Genomic DNA, 20,599 nt, shown 5'->3' on the forward strand with positions numbered 1-20,599 from the left:
AGGTAGCCTCTCATGACGGTCATTAATCCCGCCAACCCCTATTCCCGTGACACCCAGCCGGCTGCGCCAGTCGCCAACCCTCTATCGACAGTGGTGGTACGACAGCCCCAGACGCCAAGCTCGCAAGGTGCAGCGCCGACGCTGGATAATCCGACCGCGTTGAAAACCGCATTTGGTGACAGCTGCAACTGGCAAACTCTGGCTAGAAAATTACAAACGCTGATTGAAGCGCTGAATAAACAGTTCCCCTCAGACATCCCCCTCGTTCAAGGCCAAAACGCTGCCCAATTTGAAGCCGAGGTAATGGCAGGCCTGAAAAGTGCCTCAATGATGGTGTGCGAAGACTCCACGTTTTATCGTCAACAGGCGCTGACGGGGCCTGCCGTTGTCAGCCTTGAGGCTTTTCTGAAAGGCAGTGGCTTGACCCTTGCGAAAACCTGGGACGCGTTGATCGAGTTGAATCACATCGTGACCCGGCGCGCGCAGGTCCACCCTCTGGGGAATTTCAGCGGTGCGCTGGCTTGGCCGATACCACTCAGCGTGCAAGCACAGCGGTCAATCATCGACGTGCTGCAAAGCCCAACCACCGGGCTGCCTGGCCTGCCATTGGTGGATACGCACAAAGGCGTCCTGGGGTATCTGCTCAGTGGCAGCTCGATCACCGAGAAGGACTTGCGCGCGCCAAGCGCTGCGATTGAGACGTTACTTGGCTCACCCAAGGCCCAGGCACTGGGACGGGCGATCCAGGCAAAACTGGATGGCGTTGCCAGCGACAGCAGCCTTAACGAGTACCTGTTGGCTGCGATCCAGTTGGGGCTGGACCCTGAGGCGTTGGCCGCACCGCCGCACACGACAGTCGCCGGTTTTGACCTAGCACACAAGGGGCATTGGGGCCAGCCACCTTCGACAGTGATCGATGGCCTCAGCCGTCATCTGTTGGAAAAAGGACGGGTGACAGCGCAAACCGCCAACCTGGGCGCTCGGCTGCTATTGGCGAAGTCGGCGCCGCAGTTCCTGGTCAAGGGCATTCCCTCAAGCGTGACTTACGGCAGCGTCACCTGGGTGCAGTTGGCGATTGCGACGGCGCGCATTGAAGCGGATTCTCCAGGGCGTGCGCTCAACCTCAATTACGCCCAAGTGCTGGCCCTGGCCGAGCAGCTCAACACGCCCGAGCCTGTTCTTCAGCAGGCTCAGCAACACGCACTGACCGACTGGGGGGTGGCAAACGGCTTGCTGAAAACCACCGCGTCGACAAGTGCCGAGCGTGAGCGGGTAAGAGTGGCCTACAACAGCCGACTGGCGGCCTTGAGGCGTGCTAATGCCCTGGCTCAGACGCCCATCCCCAGCCGTCGGGAAATGGCGCTGGATGCGCTGAAACAGGCGTTTCCCGACGTGGAGCCCAAGGTGTTCGAAGCGCCAACCCTGCACAAGGCGTTCCTGATCCCAGGCCGTACCGGTCGATTTCCCGGGATGCAGTCCATGCTGGACATCGTCATGCACGGTGGCCCGTTAGGTGCCAATGAGCACTGGGTGTCCCGGGACACGCGCATCCCCATCACCTCCTTCTGCACTCAGTATGCCGCTGGCAAGTTGGACGTCGCGACAGCCTTCAAGACCGCATACGACCAGGCGATCACGTCGATCGAAGCCGGCCAACAAGGCCTGGCCAACTACTTGATCTCCACGTTGCCGCCCCAGGATCGTGAGAACCTGGAACACGGGCAATTGGAGTTCTTTCATACCAACGACTATACGTTGGCCGTGGACATGACGACCAAACCCACCCTCAGTAATCGGGGCCACACCTTGCAGGTGAAAACCACGCGTGGCGGGGAGGTCAATATTTATGAGATCGACACGCGAAATGCCACGATCAAGAAACAGAATTATCTAAGGAGACGCTATACACCGCCCTATACGGACGAGAACCTGCATCACCGTAACGCCAACGTAGTGAGCAAAACGATGGTATTTGATCCCTTCAAGGACGAACGGCTCCCCCCGGTCGGCTCGACGCGCAGCGATTACATTGCCAGGGTGTTTGCCAAGTCCCTTGACCTGCGCAACCAGGACTTGCTGCAGCAGGCCAGGGGCGTGACCTCCTTTGATGAAACCGCGGCGACAAACAAGGCCATCGGCGAGTTCTTCCTGAACCTTATTCCCCTGAGATCGGCCATCGTCAATTTCAGCAACGGCAATGTGGCTGATGGCCTGTTCGATTTGAGCCTGGATTTCATCGGATTGGTCACATTGGGCGCCGGCAAGGCGGCGCAAGCGAGCAAGGCGTTATCAATGGGGGTTTCAAGTCTGCGTGGTGTGGCCAGGGTGGCGCGATTCATCGGCGCGACGGCCATTGAAGCCTTCAATCCCTTGAGTGGCGTGGGCGATTTGACGGTGGGCGCAGCCAGGCTTATCGGTGCGGGTGCGCAACGGGTGCTTTCCAAGGGGCTGGAAACGGTCAATGCGCTGAGGGGCGCCAGCGGCAGTTATGACCTGTTGAAGGCTGTGAGCAAGCACCATGACGGGGCGGCGACGGGCACGTTGAAGGTGGCGGGCGAGTCTGTTGAAGTCGGTGCCGTGTTACACAACGGCAAGTGGTATGCCTTTGATACCGCATTGATGCGTGCTTACGGATGCCCGCTTGAAGACTTCACCGTGCATACCCATGCCGTGGATGGTGTGATTGGCGCGGCTCATGTGGAGCCCGGCAGCGAGTTGAGTAACACCTTGTTCCGCCACTTCAAAGTTTCCGAGGCGAGCATCAGCGGCCTGTCACGCAACAGCCAGGGGGTTTATGTGGCTGCCAACGGTCATGCCTCCCACATTCGCCACACCGACAATGCTGGGCAAACGGCCGTGTATGAAGTTCGACAAGTGACTCGCACCGAAGAGGGGGCTGTCCAGGCGCGGATCTATCATAACAACCGGCAAACGGAGGTATTAGTCCAGCATATCGAGGGGGATCAGTGGCAACGCCTGGGGGCGAAGGGCGGTGTGCATGTAAACGGCGATCATCTGCGGGCGTGGGAGGCCTTGTCCGTACCGGAGCAGCAAAAGGTCACGATTCAGGGGTTTGCCAGGCGGCATCGGCTCAACCCGGCCACCTGGGCACATTACGTTCAGGCTGACGGCCGTTTGAGCGCCGCGGGCGTCATCCTGCGCGACCGCGTCGCGGGTGTACCGTTGAATGCGATTACACCCAGGCACATTCGTGACTGGCAGGGCATGACGCAGCAAGCACGTGATGCAATGACCATGGAGGGCTTCGCCAGTGGCCACAACCTGGGGATCGCTGATTTCAAGGGGCACGTGAGGCAATCCGGTGGTCTTATGGGCCGTGGCGAGGCGTTGTTGTTCAGGGCTGCCGGCGGTACGTACGACACCCTCACAGACACGCATTTGCAGCAGTGGAGCCAGCTTTTCCAACAGCCCGGTAATCGCGTCACCCCTGAGGCGTTCAGACGTCAACACAACCTCAACCCTGTCACGTGGGTCACCTTTGTCTATGTCGATGGCTCCTTGAGCCCGGCGGGCTTGAAGCGCAGCGCGCGTGCGCCAGCGGGTGTCTCCGTTCTGCCACCGACCGTGCAGCCGCCCCCTGGGCCATCGCGTAAACGGCCAGCCTCGGACCCCATCGACCCGCCGCAACAGGAACCGCTGGACTTGTCGATGCCCAGACCTTCTCCTCCACCACCGGCGCCGAGCGTGCCGGTTCCCGGGCCGTCCAGGACTGTCCCGACCGTCGTCAAGATCGAGCCCGGCGTCACGACACCTCGTACCCTGTCGTCCCATCAGGTCGACAATTCGCTACCGATTCTGCAAGACCCGCGAGACCCCAAGATCAGCTTGACCCTCGCGCTGGAGGGGCCTATCGATGACATTCGGATCTCCCATTGGAATGGTCTGTTGGACGGCCTGGGTTCGGCAGAAAAAAAAGCGGTCTCCGATCGCATCAAGGCGTCCATAAAAGACTGGCTGCGCAGCGAAGGGCAGCATGGCAGGAAGTTTGATGAAACATTGGAGGTCGTCACGCCACTGGACGATGGCGGGCCTGCGCGAGGGGCTTCGGTGTGGGCACGACGCGACATTCCCCAGTTCGAGGTGCTGGGTCCTTATTCAGGCAAATATCATGCGTCAGAGGCCTCATTATTTGAGGAGCAGCGCAAACAAGGCTCGCGAGCGGTGTTGACCTATCTGTTCGGCACCCGCTCGGGTACACGTTCGGTGAGTGCACTGCACACCGGAAACACCCTGAGCCTGGTCAATACGGCGCAGTTGAGGAACGGGCCGGCGTGGCAGGCGAATAATGTCGCGTCCATCTCGGTGGGAAAAAACCTGACTTTCTATGTGTCGCTCAAGGACATCAAGGCCGGTGATGAGTTACTGCTGGACTATGGGCCTTATTACAACCCGGTGCCCGACATCGCGATCAAACCCGATCCCGACGCCTGACCGATCAGCGATAAAGCTGCATCCTTGGCGATGCAGCTTCATTCGGCATCAAAGGCTGAAATCACCTTCGGACACCAACTCGCTCAAGGGCCGACGTGGGCTCGGTGTTTCACGGCCTTGCAGGTACTCCGGCAAGGTTGACTTGTCACCCAGCTTGCCCACGGCCACGGCGGCGTGCAGCGCGTAGCCTTCGGGAATCTTCAACTCTTTGCGGGTCAGCTCCTGATCGAAACCGGCCATGCCGTGGGTGTGCCAGCCGCTGAGGCTGGCTTGCAGCGCCAGGTGGCCCCAGGCTGAGCCGGTATCGAAGGTGTGCCACAGCGCCGGGGTTTCTTCGCTGGCGCCGGGGGCGGTGAAGTCGGTTTTCGAGGCGATGATCACCAGGGCCGACGCATGCTGCGCCCAGTTGCGGTTGAATTCATTCAGCAAGCCCAGGAAACGCTCCCAGTCCGGCGTGTCGCGGCGCGCGTAGAGAAAGCGCCATGGCTGCGAGTTGTAGGCGGACGGCGCCCAGCGCGCGGCTTCGAAGAAGCTCATCAGGGTTTCCTGGTCAATGCTCTCGCCGGTGAAGGCGCGAGGCGACCAACGGTCGGTGAACTGGGTGTGGATCGGGTAATCGGCAACACGTGTCATTGAGCAGTTCCTGATCGTCAATTCGGCGCTCAAAACTACTGCGCGGCCACTAGACTGACAAGTGTTGTTACACCGCCAGTCGTAAGCGCTTGGCCCCAGGGGCCTTGGGCACTAGACTGGCGGCCTTTTCACCTACCGATACTGATGTAGAGCCATGGCCGCCAAAGTCGAACCTTTCTGGATACGCAAAACCCTTGAACACCTCGACCAGGAGGAGTGGGAGTCGTTGTGCGACGGCTGTGGCCTGTGCTGCCTGCAAAAGCTTGAGGATGAAGACGATAACAGCGTCTATTACACGCGGATCGCCTGCAAACTGCTCGACCTGAAAACCTGCCAGTGCACCGACTACCCCAACCGTCGCGCGTCGGTGCCGGACTGCATCCAGCTCACGCCGGGCCAGGCCGACCAGTTCAAATGGTTGCCGCCCACCTGCGGCTATCGGCTGGTCAGCGAACGTAAGGACCTGCCACTCTGGCACCACCTGGTCTGCGGCGACCGCGATGCCGTGCACCACGAACGCATTTCCCAGTCCGGGCGCATGCTCAGCGAAGGCAGCGTGCCTGAGGATGACTGGGAGGATTACCTGATTTTCCGCGCGGGCTGACAAGGAGTGGGTATGAGGGGGGCAATCAAGCTGGCCGCATCTGTGGTGTTGCTGGCGCTGAGTACATCCGCGTGGTGCGCGAAGAAAGTCGACCTGGATTATCACGTCAAACTGTTGCCCCAGACGGATCAGGCCGAAGTGCGGGTGAGCCTGTCCCAAGGCTCGGCGGTGCGCAGCCTGAACTTCGATCTCGGCCCCGACGGTGACTACAGCGACTTCAAGGCCGACGGCCAGTGGCGCATCACCGAGCATCGTGGCCTGTGGCAACCCAGCGCCAACAAGGCCAGCCTGACTTACCGCGTACGCCTCACCCATGCACGCAAGGCCGGTCTCTATGAAGCGCGGATGACGCCGAGCTGGGCGTTGTTTCGCGGCGAAGACTTGGTGCCGACCGCGCGGCTCGACCAGCAGGACGGCGTCGAGTTGGTCTCGCGCCTGGTGTTCGAACTGCCGGCCGGCTGGAAAAGCGTCGAAACCGCCTGGCCGCGCATCGGCAAGCACAAATTCCGCATCGACAACATCTCCCGCCTGTTCGACCGGCCCACCGGCTGGATGCTCGCCGGCAACCTCGGCAGCCGCCGCGTGCGCCTGGGCGAGACGGAAGTCACCGTGAGTTCGCCCAAAGGCCAGGCCATGCGCCGCATGGATGTGTTGACGTTGCTGACCTTCGTCTGGCCGCAAGTGGAAGCGGCGTTCCCGCGCCATCCGGCCAAGCTGCTGGTGGTGGGCGCCAGTGACCCGATGCGCCGTGGCGCTTTCGGGGCGCGGGACTCGATCTACCTCAACAGCCGTACGCCGCTGGTCAGCGAAAACGGCAGCAGCCCGTTGATCCGCGAGGTGGTGCAGGCGATCGGGCGTTTCAATGACCACGACACCAGTGACTGGATCAGCGAGGGCCTGGCCGAGTACTACGCCATCGAACTGGTGCGTCGGGCCGGTGGCATCACCGACGAACGGTATCAGGCGATACAGGCGCGATTGGACAAGGAAGGCAAGGACGTGACCAGCCTGCGCGGCGAACACGTCAGCGGTGCGACGGTGTCACGGGCGGTGGTGGTGTTGCAGGAGCTGGACCGCGAGATCCGCGTAAAGACGCATAACAAGCGCTCGCTGGATGACCTCGCGCAGGCGGTGATGCGGGCCAACAGCATCACCACCGCGGAGTTCGTGCAACTGGCTGAAAGTATCATCGGCGAGTCGTCGGTGGTGCTGGACAACAAGCTGCTGCGTTAGCCGGTGGTTTTGGTGGCCTTCTCGGCCGCCACTTCAGCCTTGGTTTTCAGGTTCTTCAGCTCGGCCCCGGCGCGTTCGATCTTCGTGCGCACGGTATTCATTTCCTGGCGGCCCTGTTCTAGTTTGTCCTTGAGCGAGCTGTGCCCGGTAAAACCACGGGCCAGCGCCACGCCGCCGATTGCTACCTGGATCAAACCGAAAATCCCGCCACGGCGCAGGCCTTTGCCCACCATCATCACGCCACCGGCCACCGAGCCGATGCGCTCCCAGCCGTGCACGTTCTGCGTGGGCTGGGTCTCGAAAGGCGTGTGTTCGATGATAGGTCGCAAGGTTTTGCTGTCGCTCATGATCTGTCTCCAACGAGGGCTATTGATAAGTAGCTGACTGCCCACAGGCGCCGGATGTTCCCGAAAAATCAGTACTTGGGGCCCGAGCGGGTGTTGTTGCCTTTGGCCAGGCGGTCGTAGAGCACCACGTTGACGGTGGCGGCGAGGTTCATGCAGCCGGTGGTCGGGATGTAGACCACGTCCTCGCACCAGTCGCGGATCTCTTTGTCGAGGGAACCGTCTTCCGGACCAAAGATGTACAGCGCGCGGTCCGGGTGGGTGTACTCGGGCAGGGGGCGAGCGCCTTCTACCAGTTCCACGGCGACGGGGATGCAGCCCAGGGGCAGGATTTTTTTCAGGTCATCGATGCCGATCAGCGGAATGTCGTGGTGGACTTTCTTGGTGTCGGTGATGAAGTCCCGCGCGCGCTCGTAACGCACGCCGGTGTAGAACACCGAGGCCACGCCGTAGCAGCCGGCGGCACGCATGACCGAACCGACGTTTTCGGGGGATTTGGGGTTATACAAACCGATGCAGCTGTAGCGTTTATTGCCCACGGGGAAGGGTGCCTTGGAGAAAAGCGGCGATTATACGGGGATTAGCTGCGACTTTGGGCTGAGCAGCTTTTATGTAGTGAGCGGGCTTGTTGTGGCGAGCGGGCTTGCCCCGCGTTGGGCTGCGCAGCAGCCCCAAAACCAGACACCGAGGAGTGTCTGACGCCACACATTCGTCTTTACTGGGGCTGCTGCGCAGCCCAACGCGGGGCAAGCCCGCTCGCCACAGAAAGTCCGCGATTCATAACAAGCCCCTCACAAGCAGGGTCAGTCGTCTTTCTTCATAAGGCCAGCCAACGCCGCAAACGGGTTATGCGTGGCCTTGGCAATCGTCGGGCTGCTGGTGGAGCCTTCGCCGAAGTACTGCTGGTCGGTGTAGCGCGAGTGTTCGTTGTCGTGGCAATACAGGCACAGCAGCTCCCAGTTGGAACCGTCCTGGGGATTGTCATCATGATTGTGGTTTCGATGGTGTACGGTCAGCTCGCTCAGGCGTTTGCCGGCGAACTCACGGGCGCAGCGGCCGCACACGTGGGGGTACATTTTCAAGGCTTTATCGCGGTAGCCCATTTCCCGGTCGCGCTGGGCATCGGCAAGGATGCGGTCCAGCTTGGCGGTGTGGGAGGGCGGGTTGGTCGAGCTCATCATGGCTCCTGGCTATTTTGGGGTTCACGGATAGGGTTGATTCTAGCCGCTCGCGTCGCAAATAACCGCTTCACTTTACTCATAAGGACTGAAACTCATGCGTCTGCATTCATGGACTGTTGCACTGTTGTTGTGTGGGCTCACGGCCCAAGCCCAAGCGTTTTCTACACCCCAACCCGGCCAGGTGATCGAGGTTGCCCTCGATCAATTGCACCCGACCCAGGCCGTGGTGGGGTTCGACCAGATCTACTACAGCCTCGGCCTGTTCGCCGACAAACCCGCCAAGGTCTTCGATGAATACTGCGAAACCAACGGCCAGGGCGAAGCCGACAACGTGCCCAAGGGCGCGGACCTGCACAAACCGGCGAGCTTCACCTGCAAGGACCCGGTGGGCACCCATCCCGACGACATGAAGACCGTGGTAGTCGGCCCCGGCGGCCAGTTGTACCTGACCGACGGTCACCACAGCTTCACCACCTTGTGGGAAGTGCCCGGCGGCGGGCCTCGCCTGAACATGTGGGTCAAGGTCACCGACGACTTCAGCAACAGCCCGACCCTGGCCAACTTCTGGCAGCGCATGCAGGCCGCGCGCAAGGTGTGGCTCAAGGACAATCAAGGCCAGACCCTGCCGCCCGAGCAACTGCCGGCGCACCTGGGCTTCAAGAACCTGCAGGACGATACCTTCCGCAGCCTGGTGTATTTCACCCGCAATGCCGCGTATGGCAAGCCCGAGGTTGGCGAGATCGCGCCGGAGTTCCTGGAGTTCTACTGGGGCAATTGGCTGCGCACTCAAATTGACCTGGGCAAGTACAACCTGAACAAGAAGGGGGGCTACAAGGACGCCATTGAGGCCGTGGCCAAGCGCATGGTCAGCCTGGCGCCGGGCTCACAGGTCGGCGACAGCGGTTTCACCGCCCATCAACTGGGCGGCATGACCCAACTCGACCGTAACGAGCTGGAAAAGACCTTCGACAAAAAAGTCCCGTATGTGATCGATTACCGCAATTCCCTGCGTTAGCCGATCACAGCTTCTGCGCAATCCAGATGGTGTGCCGGGTGCCCTTGTTGCCATGGGCGAATACCTGCACTTCCTCGGCCTTGAAACCGGCCTTGCGCAGTTTGTCGCTGAACAGCTTGTCCGCGCTGGCCGACCACACGGCCAGCACACCTTTGGGGCGCAGGGCCTTGGCGCAGGCCGCCAGGCCTCCGGCGGAGTAGAGCCAACTGTTGGCCTTTTGCGTGAGACCTTCGGGGCCGTTGTCCACATCCAGCATGATCGCGTCAAAGCCCTGGGGCTCGGCTTGCAGCACCTTGGCCACGTCTTCCAGGCGGATCACCGTGCGCGGGTCCAGCAGCGGGCGGCCGGATTTTTCGCCCAGTGGTCCACGGTTCCATTCCACGACGCCTGGTACCAGTTCTGCCACGACCACTTCGGCAGTCTTGCCCAGGTGCTTGAGGGCAGACGCCAGGGTAAATCCCATGCCCAAGCCACCGATCAACACCCGTGAGTCCGCACGCCCGGCGACTTTGCGGCAGGGAATTTCTGCCAGCGCATCTTCGGAACCGTGCATACGCGTGTTCATCAGCTGGCCGCCGTCACCGCCCTGAATCTTGATGACGAAATCTTCACCGTATTCGAACAGGCACAAGGCACCGCCGTTGTCGGGGATCGGGGTGGTGTCCAGCAGAACGAAACGTTTCATGGAAATCTCATTGGGAAGGGCATTCTTGCGCGGTTGGGAGTAGCCTTACGACATTCCGGTCAGGCCATGGAGCCATCGATGAAGTGCAGCATTCTAACGGTCATTGTGTTGAGCGCGCTCGCCTCTGGTGCGGCGCAGGCTCAGGAGTTGCAAACCGTACCGGTCGCGCCCGCCCCCACGCCAGGCGCGCCGGGCACCCCGACGCCGACGTTGTACCCGCAAGTCACCCCACCGGCCGTGCCCAAGACCAACGGCTCGCCGCCCTTGGTGCCCATCGTGCTGCCCACGCCACCCAAGGATCAGACGGTGCCGGGCCTGCTGCAGAATGACAGCAAGCCGAAGACGCCGGGCGGCTAAAACTGTTGCGAAAGTAATTGCCCGTCGGCCATGCGCAGGCGCTTGGACAGGGCGATGGCAATCGCGCGGATGATCTTGGCGGCAACCCTGGGTGCTTCGTTGAGCATCTTTTCCAGGGAATCCTTGCCCAGGTTCAACAGCACGCAGTCACTGGCCGCCATGCAACTGGCCGAGCGGCGCTCGCCGTCGAGTACCGCCATTTCGCCAAAGGCCCGGCCACTGCGCAAGGTGGTGATGGTCAGGCGCTGGCCGTCGTGGTTGGTTTTCTGCACCGCCACCTGGCCGCTGTGGAGGATGCACATGAAGGTGCCAGCATCGCCCTCAAGGAAAATCACCTCATCGCGGGCAATGCTGCTGATATTGAAATAGCCGGCGGCGACGTGAAAGTCTTCCGGCAACAGCGGGTCGAACAGGCCGCAATCCATGAGCATGTCGCGGATTTCGGTATTCATTAGCGTCGGTAGTGCCATGGCTGCAATCTTGGTCCATCAATCAGTAGGCGGTCCTGTGTTCAGACAGGACCGCCCTACGAAGTTCCTTAAACCAGCCCCAGCGCCTTGAACACAAAGCCATATTCGAGTGCTACGTCACGTAATCCCTGGTAACGACCGCTCATGCCACCGTGGCCGGCGCCCAGTTCGGTCTTGAGCAGCAGCAGGTTGTCGTCGGTCTTGGTGTCGCGCAGCTTGGCCACCCACTTGGCGGCTTCCCAATATTGCACGCGGCTGTCGTTGTAGCCGGCGATCACCAGCAGGTGCGGGTAGGCCTTGGCGCGAACGTTTTCGTAGGGCGCGTAGGCCTTGATGCGTTCGTAGACGTCCGGTTCTTGCGGGTTGCCCCACTCGTCGTACTCGGTGATGGTGAGCGGCAATTCCGGGTCGAGCATGGTGTTGAGCACATCGACGAACGGCACTTCGGCAATCGCCGCCTGGAACAGCGCCGGGCGCTGGTTGAGCACCGCGCCGATTAACAAGCCGCCGGCACTGCCGCCGCTGATGGCCAGTTGTTTGGACGTGGTCAGGCCCTGGGCGATCAGGTGTTCGGCGCAGGCGATAAAGTCGCTGAAGGTATTCTGCTTGTGTTCCTGCTTGCCGTTGCGATACCAGGCCTCGCCCAGCTCACCGCCGCCGCGCACATGGGCGATGGCAAACGCCACGCCTCGGTCCAGCAGGCTCAGGCGTGCGTGGGAGAACCACGGGTCCAGGCTCGAACCGTAGGCGCCGTAGCCGTACAGATACAGAGGCGTTGGTTTACCCAACTGGTCGCGCTTGACCACCAGGCTGATCGGCACCTGGGTGCCATCTGCCGAGGTGGCCCAGAGGCGCTGGCTCACGTAATCATCGGCGTTGAACACGCCGAGTACCGGGGTTTCCTTGAGCACCTGTTGCGCGCCGCTGGCCAGTTCCAGCTGGCGCACCTGGGCCGGACGGTTCAGGGCTTCGTAGCGCAGGCGGATCTTGTCGCTGACAAACTCCAGGCTGTTCTGTACGTAGAGGCTGTAGGCGGCGTCAGGCAATTCCACGCGATAGGCCGGCAAGCCCTGCGGGTGCACTTCGATCACCGGCAGCCCACCGATGCGCAGGCTCAGGGTCATGGCGTGGGTGTTCAGGCTCACGCCGTCGAGCATCACCTCATCGCTGTGGGGGATCAGGTTCTGCCATTCAGCTTCGGTCGGCACGTCGCCAATGTCGGTTGCCACGAACAGCGCGTAGTTGATGCCATCGCGGTTGCTGCGGATGAACCAGGTCCACGCCCCATTCAACTGGCCGTGGTCGACATCGTATTCATGGTCTTCGACCCGGGGCGCCAGGCAGGTGAAGTCCAGGTGTGGCTGATCGGCGTCCAGCGCCCAGACTTCGCTGGTGGTCTTGCTGCCCAGTGACAGCAGCAGCTGGCGCTCGGAGCTGGAACGGTAGCAATGCAGGAAGAAACGGCCGTCGGGCTCATGGAACACTTCCTGCGCCGCCGTGCCGTCCAGGCGATAGCGATACAGTTTGTGCGGGCGGTGGGTGTCGTCCAGTTCGCCGAAGAACAGGGTCAGGCTGTCATTCGCCCAAGTCATGCTGCCGTCGCAGTCTTCAAACGCCAGTTCGCTGACTTTGCCGGTGGCCAATTCCTTCACGTACAGGGTGTAGATCTCTTCACCGCTGGTATCGAGGCTGTAGGCCAGGCGTTGGTGGTCGGGGCTGATGCTGAACGCGCCGAGGGAGAAGAAACCGCCATTGGCCAGCACGTTCGGGTCCAGCAACAACTCTTCGCTGCTGTCATCCACCTGGTTGCTGTCGTCGGCCGGGCGACGGCAGCGGTAGTGGCGGGCGTATTCGTCACCGGCGGTGGTGCGGGTGTAATACAGATACGGGCCCCATGGCGAAGGCAGCGACAGATCGGTTTCGAGAATGCGGCCCTTGATCTCCTCGAACAGGGTTTCACGCAGCGCTGCCTGATCGGCGAGTTGCGCTTCCTGCCAGGCGTTTTCGGCCTTGAGGTAATCGAGCACCTCAGCGCTGTCGCGCTCTTGCAGCCAGGCGTACGGATCTGAGCCTTGGGCCTTGCGGGCAATCGGAGCGGTCGATGTAGGCATGGGATTAATCTCTATCGGGCGGACGGTGGCAGGCATTGCAGCCGCGACACGCAAAAGCCGTTATCATAGCCGCCTGTTTGCCAACCTTGCCATGGACACCATGACCGAGAACGACTATCTGACCGCTTGGGGCCTTTACGCCTTCGCCGCTTTGGGCTGCCTGTTGGTGTGGTGGCGCATGACCCGCTGGATCTGGCGCTGGCTGCGCGAGCCGCTGCTGTTGCTGATGGCGGTGTTGCTGTTCAGCCCGACCATCGTCGACCCGGTCAAGACCCAGTTCGCGCCGGCCGTGGCCATCACCGCCCTGGACCTGGTGCTCAAGGTCGGCAATAACGCCTGGCGGGCCATTTCCGATCTGTTCATGTACAGCATGATCGCCTTTGGCGTGTACCTGGTGTTCGTGCTGATCCGCTGGCCCATCGAGCGCGCTGCCAACGCCCGCCGTGAGCGCAAGGCTGCTGCCGATGCCGCCCTGGCCGCCGAACCGGATCAAGATGACGATGACGTGCCTTTTCGCCGTCCGGCACCCGTGAGCGGTCTGCGCGTCGAACCGCGCCTTTAACGTTGTCCGCCCTGCTGCGAGAGCCCTGGCATGTGTGAATTATTGGGCATGAGTGCCAACGTCCCCACCGATATCGTGTTCAGCTTCACCGGGCTGATGCAGCGCGGTGGGCGCACCGGTCCCCACCGTGACGGTTGGGGCATCGCGTTCTATGAAGGCCGTGGCCTGCGCCTGTTCCAGGACCCGGCCGCGAGCAGCGAATCGGAAGTCGCGCTGCTGGTGCAGCGTTACCCGATCAAAAGCGAAGTGGTGATCGGCCATATCCGCCAGGCCAACGTCGGCAAGGTCAGCCTGGCCAATACTCACCCGTTCGTGCGCGAACTGTGGGGCCGCAACTGGTGCTTTGCGCATAACGGCCAGTTGGCGGACTTTAACCCCCGCGCCACTTTCTATCGTCCCGTGGGCGATACCGACAGCGAAGCGGCCTTTTGCGATCTGCTTAACCGCGTGCGCGAAGCCTTCCCGGAGCCGGTGGACATTGAAAAAGTCCTGCCGGACCTGATCGCCGCCTGCTCCGAATACCGTAGCAAAGGCGTGTTCAACTGCCTGCTCAGCGACGGCGACTGGCTGTTTTGCTATTGCTCGACCAAGCTGGCGCAGATTACCCGTCGCGCCCCGTTTGGCCCGGCACGCTTGAAAGATGTCGACGTAATCGTCGATTTTCAGGCCGAAACCACGCCCAATGACGTGGTGACCGTGATCGCCACCGAGCCTTTGACCGACAACGAAAACTGGACCCGCTACGAACCGGGCCAATGGAGCCTGTGGCGACGCGGTGAATGCGTCAGCCAAGGCATCACCGAGTAAGGATATCGACCATGTTGCTCAGTTATCTGCGGTTGGTGCTGTTTGCCATTGGCCTGTTGGTCGGCGTGCAAGTGCCGGGCTTCATCAACGACTACGCCAAGCGCGTCGAAGCTCATCTGATCGAGGCCCAGACCGGCCTCAGCGGGTTTGAAAACACGGCACGGCAATTCTTCAACGGTGACTTGAAGGCGTTGGTCGCGCACTACCGCGCCAGTGATGACCCGGTGTTCCAGAGCGACGCCAACAGCCTGGGCGCCATGCTTGACCGCCAGGTGGCGTTGGACAAGCAATTCCAGGCCATGCAAGGCCCGTGGTACATCCGCGCCCTGCAAGTGGCCGTGGCGGCGGATTCGGATATCCGCCAGGAAACATGGAACGGCTACAGCTACCAGATCCTGCTGACGCCCGAGGCCATGGGCTGGGGGTTGGGCGGGGCGATGCTGTTGTCGTTTGGCCTGGAGTGCCTGTTCCGTTTGATCGACTGGGTGGTGTTGGGCGGCAAGCGTCTGCGCCAGAGCCGGCCGATCGAAGAGCGGGACCTCAAAGGGCTCTGAGCCTCACGGGTGAGCGAGCACCATCCGCTCCTCACCCACTTCCTCGGCATACCGTGCTACCACCTTCTGGCACAACCCGACAATCTCCTCCACCAACTCCACCCCCACGCGCCACGACACCACTACCTGCAAGTTCGGCAGTTTCTGCGCCATTGGCAACATCACCAATTCGCCGCGCGCCAGTTCTTCGCTGACCAGCACTGGCGGCAGTGCGCCAATGCCAAAACCATCGCGCAGTAAACGGGTGATGGCCGACACCGAATTCACGCAGTTCATGCGTGGCGCGGCCACGCCGTTGGCCTGCATCAGGCTGATCACGTCCTGGTGTGGATGGGAGTTTTTCGAGTAGGTGATGATGCGTTCCTGCGCCAGTTCGGCCAGGGAGGCGTAGTCACGGTTGTAGATCGACTGGCTGGCGACGATCCAGGCCATGGGGTGGCTGCACAGCTCCAGGCTGCGCACGGTTTCGAGGCGCAGCAGGTCGGTTTGCAGGATCAGGTCGAGGAAGCCTTTTTGCAGCTGATCGCTGAGGTTCAGCGCGGTATCGGCGACCAATTCGATCTCTACCAGCGGGAAGTGGTCCATCAGTTCCGCCACCAACGGGCTGAGCCAGGTGTGTATCACCGTGTCCATCGCGCCGATGCGGATGCGCCCGACCTTGCTGCTGGTGGTCTCCAGGGACTGCTTCAGGCCCTGCATCGTCACCATCATCTGCTCGGCATAGTCGAGCACCTTCAAGCCTTCCGGGGTCAGGCTCACGCCGCGTGAGTCGCGCAGAAAAAGCTTCACCCCCAACTCGCTTTCCAGCACGGCAATGCGGCTGGAGATCGACGCCTGGGTGGTGAACAACTTCTCGGCGGTCAGGCGGAAGCTCTTGAGCTTGGCCACCCAGACGAAGGTTTCGAGGAACTTCAAATTCATGGGATCAACTTTTTCTTATGCATGGATCGGTTTTTATTAGTTGGACGCCGCACCGGGCCAGCGCCAAAAATCGAGCTATTCCACGATAAGCGCCGTTGGGGTGTCAGGACAAGTTGCGAGTTCTGCGTAAAAAATCCCACACTACAAAATAACAATGCCTACAGGAGCGACCAACGTGAGCCGCCTTCTACTGAATTGCGACATCGGCGAAAGCTTCGGCAACTGGACTATGGGTCTGGACGCCGAGGTCATGCCGTTCATTGATTGCGCCAACGTGGCGTGCGGCTTCCATGCCGGCGACCCGAGCATCATGCGCAAGACCGTCAGCCTGGCGCTCAAGCATGGCGTGCAAGTCGGTGCGCACCCGGCGTACCAGGATCTGCAAGGTTTCGGCCGTCGCTCCATGGCCTACACCCCCCAGGAAATCCAGGACCTGCTGCACTATCAGATCGGCGCCCTCGACGGCATCTGCCGGGCGCAAGGTGGGCGGGTCAGCTATGTGAAGCCCCACGGCGCGATGTACAACGACATGATGGCCAAGCCCGCGCAATTGCGCGCGGTGATCCAGGCTGTGGCAGCTTACGGCGACCTGCCGCTGATGTTGCTGGCAACCCGCGACAACAGCGCAGCGCAGGCCTTGGGCGATGAATATGGCGTCACCCTGTGGTTCGAAGCCTTTGCCGACCGCGCCTACGACAATAAGGGCCACCTGGTCTCGCGGCAGTTGCCCGGCGCCGTGCACCACGATGCCGACACCATCCTGCAGCAAGCCTTGACCATTTCCAGGGGGGAAGCGCTGACCGCCAGCGACGGCAGCTCGTTGGTCCTGCAAGCCAACACGCTGTGCGTGCATGGCGACAATGCCAGCTCAATCGCCGCCGTACAGCGAATCCGCGAGGCATTGAAGCCAGCATGAAGCCACGGATTGAAGTGGTGGCCATCGACTGCCTGATGGTGCGTCTGTTTGATGCAATCGCCGAAGCCAACATGCCCTGGATGCTCGCCGCCACCCAGCGCCTGCGCAGCGGTTTCGGCGCGGCGTTGGTCGACCTGGTGCCGTCCTACACCACCTTGATGGTGCATTACGACCTCAGCGCATTGAACCCGGCCCAAGCACGGGAATTGATCGACCAGGCCCTGACCGACCTGCAGCCGCACACCCAGGGCAGCGGCCAGTGCCACGTGCTGCCGGTGTGGTACGACCTGAGCGTCGGCCCCGAACTGAGCCTGCTCAGCCAGCGCAGCGGGCTCAGCGTCGATGACGTGATCCGCCGCCACAGCGCCCACGAATACCAAGTGTTCGCCCTCGGCTTCGCCCCCGGTTTTGCCTTTATGGGCCTGGTGGATGAAGTCCTCGCTGCGCCACGCCTCAACACCCCGCGCAAACGCGTGGCGGCGGGCAGCGTCGGCATTGCCGAACGGCAAACCGCGGCCTACCCGGTGGTCTCGCCGGGCGGCTGGAACCTGATCGGCCGCACCCCGGCCAAGTTGTTCGACCGTGAGCGCGACGGTTATAGCCTGATGCAGCCCGGCGACAAGGTACGCTTCGAATCCGTCGATCACGCGCAATTCATCAAACTGGGTGGCGATGACACGCCGTTGGAGGCGCAGGCATGAGCCGCTTGATCATCGAGGCCAGCACACCGCTGTGCCTGTTGCAGGACGCCGGCCGCTTTGGCGTGCGTCACCTGGGCGTAACCCAGGGCGGAGCGCTGGACTGGGTGTCGATGTCCTGGGCCAACTGGCTGTTGGGCAATGCGCTGGACGCGCCGGTGGTGGAAATCACCCTGGGCGGCTTTACCGTGCAGGCCGAGGATTATTGCCTGCTGGCCCTGGCCGGTGCGGACTTGGGTGCTTACATCGACGAACGTGCCATCAGCCCCGGCCGCAGTTTTATCCTGCAAAAGGGCCAGCGTTTGCGCTTTACCCAGCCATTCAATGGCGCGCGGGCCTATCTGGCGGCGCCGGGCGGGTTCGATGCGCCGGACGTGTTGGGCAGTTGCGCCACCGTTGTGCGTGAAGAACTGGGCGGCGTGGACGGTTTCGGCAAGGCGTTGGCCGAAGGCGGGCGCTTGGCTTATTCCGGCGTCGGCGGCGCAATGAAAGTGCTGAGCGATCCAGGCCTGGCCAAGGCCACGTTGGACGTGATCGTCGGCGCCCAGATCGGCCAGTTCAGCGGGCAAAGCCTGTTTGACGCATTCAACACCGAGTGGTCCCTGGACAGCCGAGCCGACCGCATGGGCATGCGCCTGCTGGGCACGCCGTTGCAATATCAGGGGCCGTCGTTGATTTCCGAAGGGATTCCTCTGGGAGCGATCCAGGTGCCGCCGGATGGGCAGCCGATTGTGTTGCTTAATGACCGGCAGACCATTGGCGGTTATCCGCGTCTGGGGGCGTTGACGCCGTTGTCGCTGGCGCGGCTGGCGCAGTGTTTGCCGGGGGAGAAGGTGCGGCTGGCGCCGGTGGTGCAGGAGACTGCGCATCAGCAGCACATCGAGTATTTGCGCCGATTTAACTAACGCCGCTTTCCAAAATGTGGGAGCGGGCTTGCTCGCGAAGACGGAGTATCAGTTAACAGAGATTTTGACTGATCTACCGCCTTCGCGAGCAAGCCCGCTACCACATTTAGATCACCGCCTATTTGGAAAGAAAGCGCATCCCTTCTTCCAACCCCCGCAACGTCAGCGGATACATCTGATCCTCCACCAACTCCCGCACAATCCCCGTCGACGCCGTATACCCCCAAGTGTCCTTCGGATACGGGTTAATCCAGATCAGCTTCTTATACTTGGCCATGAAGCGCTGCATCCACACATACCCCGGTTCTTCATTCCAATGCTCGACGCTACCGCCGGCCTGGGTGATTTCATACGGCGCCATCGACGCATCGCCGATAAAAATCACTTTGTAATCCGCGCCGTACTTGTGCAGCAGGTCCTGGGTCGAGGTGCGCTCGGAGGTGCGGCGCTGGTTGTTCTTCCACACCGACTCGTACACAAAGTTATGGAAGTAGAAGTACTCCAAATGCTTGAACTCGGTCTTGCACGCGGAGAACAGCTCTTCGCAGATCTTCACGTGGGCATCCATCGAGCCGCCGATATCGAACAGCAATAGCAGCTTGATGGTGTTGCGCCGCTCCGGGCGCATCTGAATATTCAGCAAGCCGGCATCGCGGGCGGTGTGGTCGATGGTGCCGTCGATATCCAGCTCTTCGGCTGCACCCTGGCGCGCAAATTTGCGCAGGCGGCGCAGGGCGATCTTGATATTACGCGTGCCCAGTTCAACCTGGTCGTCGAGGTTCTTGTACTCGCGCTGGTCCCACACCTTAACGGCCTTGCCCTGGCGCTTGCCGGCGTCACCGACGCGGATGCCTTCCGGGTTGTAGCCGCCGGAGCCGAACGGGCTGGTGCCGCCGGTGCCGATCCACTTGTTGCCACCGGCGTGACGTTCCTTTTGCTCTTCCAGGCGTTTCTTGAATGCTTCGATCAGCTTGTCCAGGCCGCCAAGGGACTGGATCTGCGCGCGTTCCTCATCAGTCAGCGAACGCTCGAACTCCTTGCGCAGCCACTCTTCGGGAATCAGGGCTTGCAGGTGATCGTCGAGTTTCTCCAGGCCGTTGAAATAGGCGCCAAAGGCCCGGTCAAACTTGTCGAAATGCCGCTCGTCCTTCACCAGGATCGCCCGGGCCAAGTAGTAGAACTCGTCCATGTCGGCGAAGGTCACGCGCATTTTCAGCGCGTTGATCAGGTCGAGCAGCTCGCGCACCGACACCGGCACCTTGGCGGCGCGCATTTCATTGAACAGGTTGAGCAGCATCAGCGGTTACCGCGACGGCTCATGAACGCCAGACGCTCCAGCAACTGCACGTCCTGCTCGTTCTTCACCAACGCACCGGCCAGCGGCGGGATGGCCTTGGTCGGGTCACGTTCGCGCAGCACGGCTTCGCCGATGTTGTCGGCCATCAGCAGCTTGAGCCAGTCCACCAGTTCGGAGGTGGAGGGTTTTTTCTTCAGGCCCGGTACTTTGCGCACGTCGAAGAACACGTCCAGCGCTTCGCTGACCAGGTCCTTCTTGATGTCGGGGTAGTGCACATCGACGATTTTCTGCAGGGTGGTGCGGTCGGGGAAGGCGATGTAGTGGAAGAAGCAGCGGCGCAGAAAGGCGTCCGGCAGCTCCTTTTCGTTGTTGGAGGTAATGATGATGATCGGGCGTTTCTTGGCCTTGATGGTCTCGTCGATTTCGTAGACGTAGAACTCCATCTTGTCGAGTTCTTGCAGCAGGTCGTTGGGGAACTCGATGTCGGCCTTGTCGATTTCATCGATCAGCAGGATCACCCGCTCTTCGGATTCGAAGGCTTCCCAGAGCTTGCCCTTTTTCAGGTAGTTGCGCACGTCGTGCACCTTGTCCACGCCCAGTTGCGAGTCGCGCAGGCGGCTCACCGCGTCGTACTCGTACAGGCCCTGATGGGCCTTGGTGGTGGACTTGATGTGCCAGGTGATCAGCTTGGCACCGAAGGACTCGGCCAATTGCTCGGCGAGCATGGTCTTGCCGGTGCCGGGCTCGCCCTTGACCAGCAACGGCCGCTCCAGGGTAATGGCGGCGTTGACGGCCAGTTTCAGGTCATCGGTAGCCACATAGGCCTGGGTGCCTTCGAACTTCATCGGTGTTTC

21 protein-coding genes are annotated in these 20,599 nt (G+C 61.4%); 11 read left to right on the forward strand and 10 right to left on the reverse strand.

Features of this window, described 5'->3' with window-relative positions:
- Nucleotides 1-12 precede the first annotated feature (12 nt).
- On the forward strand, nucleotides 13-4,452 hold the full coding sequence (locus ACP7EW_RS12675; RefSeq protein ID WP_426217367.1) for an SET domain-containing protein-lysine N-methyltransferase: 4,440 nt from the start codon (nucleotides 13-15) through the stop codon (nucleotides 4,450-4,452).
- Nucleotides 4,453-4,500: 48 nt separating this feature from the next.
- Here ACP7EW_RS12675 and ACP7EW_RS12680 read toward each other — a convergent pair whose 3' ends face one another.
- On the reverse strand, nucleotides 4,501-5,085 hold the full coding sequence (locus ACP7EW_RS12680) for a nitroreductase family protein (protein ID WP_426217370.1): 585 nt from the start codon (nucleotides 5,083-5,085) through the stop codon (nucleotides 4,501-4,503).
- Nucleotides 5,086-5,239: 154 nt separating this feature from the next.
- On the opposite strand from ACP7EW_RS12680, the gene ACP7EW_RS12685 reads away from it, so the two are divergent.
- Entirely contained in the window at nucleotides 5,240-5,689 is a 450-nt protein-coding gene (locus ACP7EW_RS12685) for a YcgN family cysteine cluster protein (RefSeq protein ID WP_003172524.1), read from the forward strand.
- 12 nt (nucleotides 5,690-5,701) lie between these two features.
- Nucleotides 5,702-6,922, forward strand: coding sequence for a hypothetical protein (locus tag ACP7EW_RS12690; RefSeq protein WP_426217372.1), 1,221 nt, complete (start codon nucleotides 5,702-5,704; stop codon nucleotides 6,920-6,922).
- On the opposite strand, the gene ACP7EW_RS12695 is transcribed toward ACP7EW_RS12690, so the two are convergent.
- The 3 genes from ACP7EW_RS12695 to ACP7EW_RS12705 all read right to left on the reverse strand — a co-directional run bounded on the left by ACP7EW_RS12695 (nucleotide 6,919) and on the right by ACP7EW_RS12705 (nucleotide 8,444).
- Complete coding sequence (locus ACP7EW_RS12695; RefSeq protein ID WP_033902602.1) at nucleotides 6,919-7,269, reverse strand: YgaP family membrane protein; 351 nt, start codon at nucleotides 7,267-7,269, stop codon at nucleotides 6,919-6,921. The two genes, ACP7EW_RS12690 and ACP7EW_RS12695, sit on opposite strands and share 4 nt — an antisense overlap.
- Nucleotides 7,270-7,337: 68 nt before the next feature.
- The gene (locus tag ACP7EW_RS12700; protein WP_003189607.1) at nucleotides 7,338-7,805 is read right to left on the reverse strand and encodes an RNA methyltransferase; all 468 of its coding nucleotides are present in this window, start codon (nucleotides 7,803-7,805) and stop codon (nucleotides 7,338-7,340) included.
- Nucleotides 7,806-8,069: 264 nt separating this feature from the next.
- The gene (locus ACP7EW_RS12705; protein WP_003210675.1) at nucleotides 8,070-8,444 is read right to left on the reverse strand and encodes a YajD family HNH nuclease; all 375 of its coding nucleotides are present in this window, start codon (nucleotides 8,442-8,444) and stop codon (nucleotides 8,070-8,072) included.
- A 97-nt stretch (nucleotides 8,445-8,541) separates the two neighbouring features.
- Between ACP7EW_RS12705 and ACP7EW_RS12710 the strand changes: the two genes are divergently transcribed.
- Nucleotides 8,542-9,462 carry a ParB/Srx family N-terminal domain-containing protein gene (locus ACP7EW_RS12710; RefSeq protein ID WP_426217374.1) on the forward strand — a complete coding sequence of 307 codons (921 nt, stop codon included), beginning with the start codon at nucleotides 8,542-8,544 and terminating at the stop codon, nucleotides 9,460-9,462.
- A gap of 4 nt (nucleotides 9,463-9,466) precedes the next feature.
- Here the strand turns inward: ACP7EW_RS12710 and ACP7EW_RS12715 are convergent, their stop codons facing one another.
- Nucleotides 9,467-10,147: a spermidine synthase gene (locus tag ACP7EW_RS12715; RefSeq protein ID WP_038846233.1), complete on the reverse strand. Its 681-nt coding sequence runs from the start codon at nucleotides 10,145-10,147 to the stop codon at nucleotides 9,467-9,469.
- A gap of 78 nt (nucleotides 10,148-10,225) precedes the next feature.
- On the opposite strand from ACP7EW_RS12715, the gene ACP7EW_RS12720 reads away from it, so the two are divergent.
- The gene (locus tag ACP7EW_RS12720) at nucleotides 10,226-10,504 is read left to right on the forward strand and encodes a hypothetical protein (protein WP_025999649.1); all 279 of its coding nucleotides are present in this window, start codon (nucleotides 10,226-10,228) and stop codon (nucleotides 10,502-10,504) included.
- Here the strand turns inward: ACP7EW_RS12720 and ACP7EW_RS12725 are convergent.
- On the reverse strand, nucleotides 10,501-10,974 hold the full coding sequence (locus ACP7EW_RS12725) for a cyclic nucleotide-binding domain-containing protein (RefSeq protein WP_426217377.1): 474 nt from the start codon (nucleotides 10,972-10,974) through the stop codon (nucleotides 10,501-10,503). The genes ACP7EW_RS12720 and ACP7EW_RS12725 overlap by 4 nt on opposite strands.
- A 68-nt stretch (nucleotides 10,975-11,042) precedes the next feature.
- Nucleotides 11,043-13,085: a S9 family peptidase gene (locus ACP7EW_RS12730; protein WP_426217379.1), complete on the reverse strand. Its 2,043-nt coding sequence runs from the start codon at nucleotides 13,083-13,085 to the stop codon at nucleotides 11,043-11,045.
- Nucleotides 13,086-13,110: 25 nt separating this feature from the next.
- On the opposite strand from ACP7EW_RS12730, the gene ACP7EW_RS12735 reads away from it, so the two are divergent.
- From ACP7EW_RS12735 to ACP7EW_RS12745, 3 genes are read left to right on the forward strand one after another with little or no spacing between them, the layout of a single operon-like run.
- Complete coding sequence (locus ACP7EW_RS12735; protein WP_033902598.1) at nucleotides 13,111-13,647, forward strand: hypothetical protein; 537 nt, start codon at nucleotides 13,111-13,113, stop codon at nucleotides 13,645-13,647.
- A gap of 30 nt (nucleotides 13,648-13,677) precedes the next feature.
- Entirely contained in the window at nucleotides 13,678-14,454 is a 777-nt protein-coding gene (locus ACP7EW_RS12740) for a class II glutamine amidotransferase (protein ID WP_016975237.1), read from the forward strand.
- 11 nt (nucleotides 14,455-14,465) lie between these two features.
- Nucleotides 14,466-15,008: a DUF2937 family protein gene (locus tag ACP7EW_RS12745; protein ID WP_426217381.1), complete on the forward strand. Its 543-nt coding sequence runs from the start codon at nucleotides 14,466-14,468 to the stop codon at nucleotides 15,006-15,008.
- Between the two features lie 3 nt (nucleotides 15,009-15,011).
- Here ACP7EW_RS12745 and ACP7EW_RS12750 read toward each other — a convergent pair whose 3' ends face one another.
- Nucleotides 15,012-15,929 carry a LysR family transcriptional regulator gene (locus ACP7EW_RS12750; RefSeq protein WP_038846225.1) on the reverse strand — a complete coding sequence of 306 codons (918 nt, stop codon included), beginning with the start codon at nucleotides 15,927-15,929 and terminating at the stop codon, nucleotides 15,012-15,014.
- A 175-nt stretch (nucleotides 15,930-16,104) separates the two neighbouring features.
- Here ACP7EW_RS12750 and ACP7EW_RS12755 point away from each other — a divergent pair, with 175 nt between their 5' ends.
- From ACP7EW_RS12755 to ACP7EW_RS12765, 3 genes are read left to right on the forward strand one after another with little or no spacing between them, the layout of a single operon-like run.
- Complete coding sequence (locus ACP7EW_RS12755; protein ID WP_033902596.1) at nucleotides 16,105-16,845, forward strand: 5-oxoprolinase subunit PxpA; 741 nt, start codon at nucleotides 16,105-16,107, stop codon at nucleotides 16,843-16,845.
- A complete protein-coding gene (locus ACP7EW_RS12760) occupies nucleotides 16,842-17,546 on the forward strand; it encodes a 5-oxoprolinase subunit B family protein (RefSeq protein WP_426217383.1) in 705 nt (234 codons plus the stop codon). The genes ACP7EW_RS12755 and ACP7EW_RS12760 overlap by 4 nt, the downstream gene beginning before the upstream one ends.
- On the forward strand, nucleotides 17,543-18,448 hold the full coding sequence (locus ACP7EW_RS12765) for a biotin-dependent carboxyltransferase family protein (protein ID WP_426217385.1): 906 nt from the start codon (nucleotides 17,543-17,545) through the stop codon (nucleotides 18,446-18,448). The genes ACP7EW_RS12760 and ACP7EW_RS12765 overlap by 4 nt, the downstream gene beginning before the upstream one ends.
- Before the next feature lie 118 nt (nucleotides 18,449-18,566).
- Here ACP7EW_RS12765 and ACP7EW_RS12770 read toward each other — a convergent pair whose 3' ends face one another.
- Complete coding sequence (locus ACP7EW_RS12770; RefSeq protein ID WP_038846526.1) at nucleotides 18,567-19,745, reverse strand: vWA domain-containing protein; 1,179 nt, start codon at nucleotides 19,743-19,745, stop codon at nucleotides 18,567-18,569.
- On the reverse strand, nucleotides 19,745-20,590 hold the full coding sequence (locus ACP7EW_RS12775) for an AAA family ATPase (protein ID WP_003210690.1): 846 nt from the start codon (nucleotides 20,588-20,590) through the stop codon (nucleotides 19,745-19,747). Before ACP7EW_RS12775 ends, ACP7EW_RS12770 begins: the two co-directional genes overlap by 1 nt.
- Nucleotides 20,591-20,599 lie beyond the last annotated feature (9 nt).

Source organism: Pseudomonas sp. DWRC2-2 (assembly GCF_049897885.1).
Taxonomy (GTDB): Bacteria; Pseudomonadota; Gammaproteobacteria; order Pseudomonadales; family Pseudomonadaceae; genus Aquipseudomonas; species Aquipseudomonas azotoformans_A.

Excerpts from the sequence above, each read along its gene's own strand:
- ACP7EW_RS12675 (WP_426217367.1), top strand. The coding sequence starts at position 13 with ATGACGGTCATTAATCCCGCCAACCCCTATTCCCGTGACACCCAGCCG.
- ACP7EW_RS12680 (WP_426217370.1), bottom strand. The coding sequence starts at position 5,085 with ATGACACGTGTTGCCGATTACCCGATCCACACCCAGTTCACCGACCGT.
- ACP7EW_RS12685 (WP_003172524.1), top strand. The coding sequence starts at position 5,240 with ATGGCCGCCAAAGTCGAACCTTTCTGGATACGCAAAACCCTTGAACAC.
- ACP7EW_RS12690 (WP_426217372.1), top strand. The coding sequence starts at position 5,702 with ATGAGGGGGGCAATCAAGCTGGCCGCATCTGTGGTGTTGCTGGCGCTG.
- ACP7EW_RS12695 (WP_033902602.1), bottom strand. The coding sequence starts at position 7,269 with ATGAGCGACAGCAAAACCTTGCGACCTATCATCGAACACACGCCTTTC.
- ACP7EW_RS12705 (WP_003210675.1), bottom strand. The coding sequence starts at position 8,444 with ATGAGCTCGACCAACCCGCCCTCCCACACCGCCAAGCTGGACCGCATC.
- ACP7EW_RS12710 (WP_426217374.1), top strand. The coding sequence starts at position 8,542 with ATGCGTCTGCATTCATGGACTGTTGCACTGTTGTTGTGTGGGCTCACG.
- ACP7EW_RS12715 (WP_038846233.1), bottom strand. The coding sequence starts at position 10,147 with ATGAAACGTTTCGTTCTGCTGGACACCACCCCGATCCCCGACAACGGC.
- ACP7EW_RS12720 (WP_025999649.1), top strand. The coding sequence starts at position 10,226 with ATGAAGTGCAGCATTCTAACGGTCATTGTGTTGAGCGCGCTCGCCTCT.
- ACP7EW_RS12725 (WP_426217377.1), bottom strand. The coding sequence starts at position 10,974 with ATGGCACTACCGACGCTAATGAATACCGAAATCCGCGACATGCTCATG.
- ACP7EW_RS12730 (WP_426217379.1), bottom strand. The coding sequence starts at position 13,085 with ATGCCTACATCGACCGCTCCGATTGCCCGCAAGGCCCAAGGCTCAGAT.
- ACP7EW_RS12740 (WP_016975237.1), top strand. The coding sequence starts at position 13,678 with ATGTGTGAATTATTGGGCATGAGTGCCAACGTCCCCACCGATATCGTG.
- ACP7EW_RS12745 (WP_426217381.1), top strand. The coding sequence starts at position 14,466 with ATGTTGCTCAGTTATCTGCGGTTGGTGCTGTTTGCCATTGGCCTGTTG.
- ACP7EW_RS12750 (WP_038846225.1), bottom strand. The coding sequence starts at position 15,929 with ATGAATTTGAAGTTCCTCGAAACCTTCGTCTGGGTGGCCAAGCTCAAG.
- ACP7EW_RS12760 (WP_426217383.1), top strand. The coding sequence starts at position 16,842 with ATGAAGCCACGGATTGAAGTGGTGGCCATCGACTGCCTGATGGTGCGT.
- ACP7EW_RS12765 (WP_426217385.1), top strand. The coding sequence starts at position 17,543 with ATGAGCCGCTTGATCATCGAGGCCAGCACACCGCTGTGCCTGTTGCAG.
- ACP7EW_RS12770 (WP_038846526.1), bottom strand. The coding sequence starts at position 19,745 with ATGCTGCTCAACCTGTTCAATGAAATGCGCGCCGCCAAGGTGCCGGTG.
- ACP7EW_RS12775 (WP_003210690.1), bottom strand. The coding sequence starts at position 20,590 with ATGAAGTTCGAAGGCACCCAGGCCTATGTGGCTACCGATGACCTGAAA.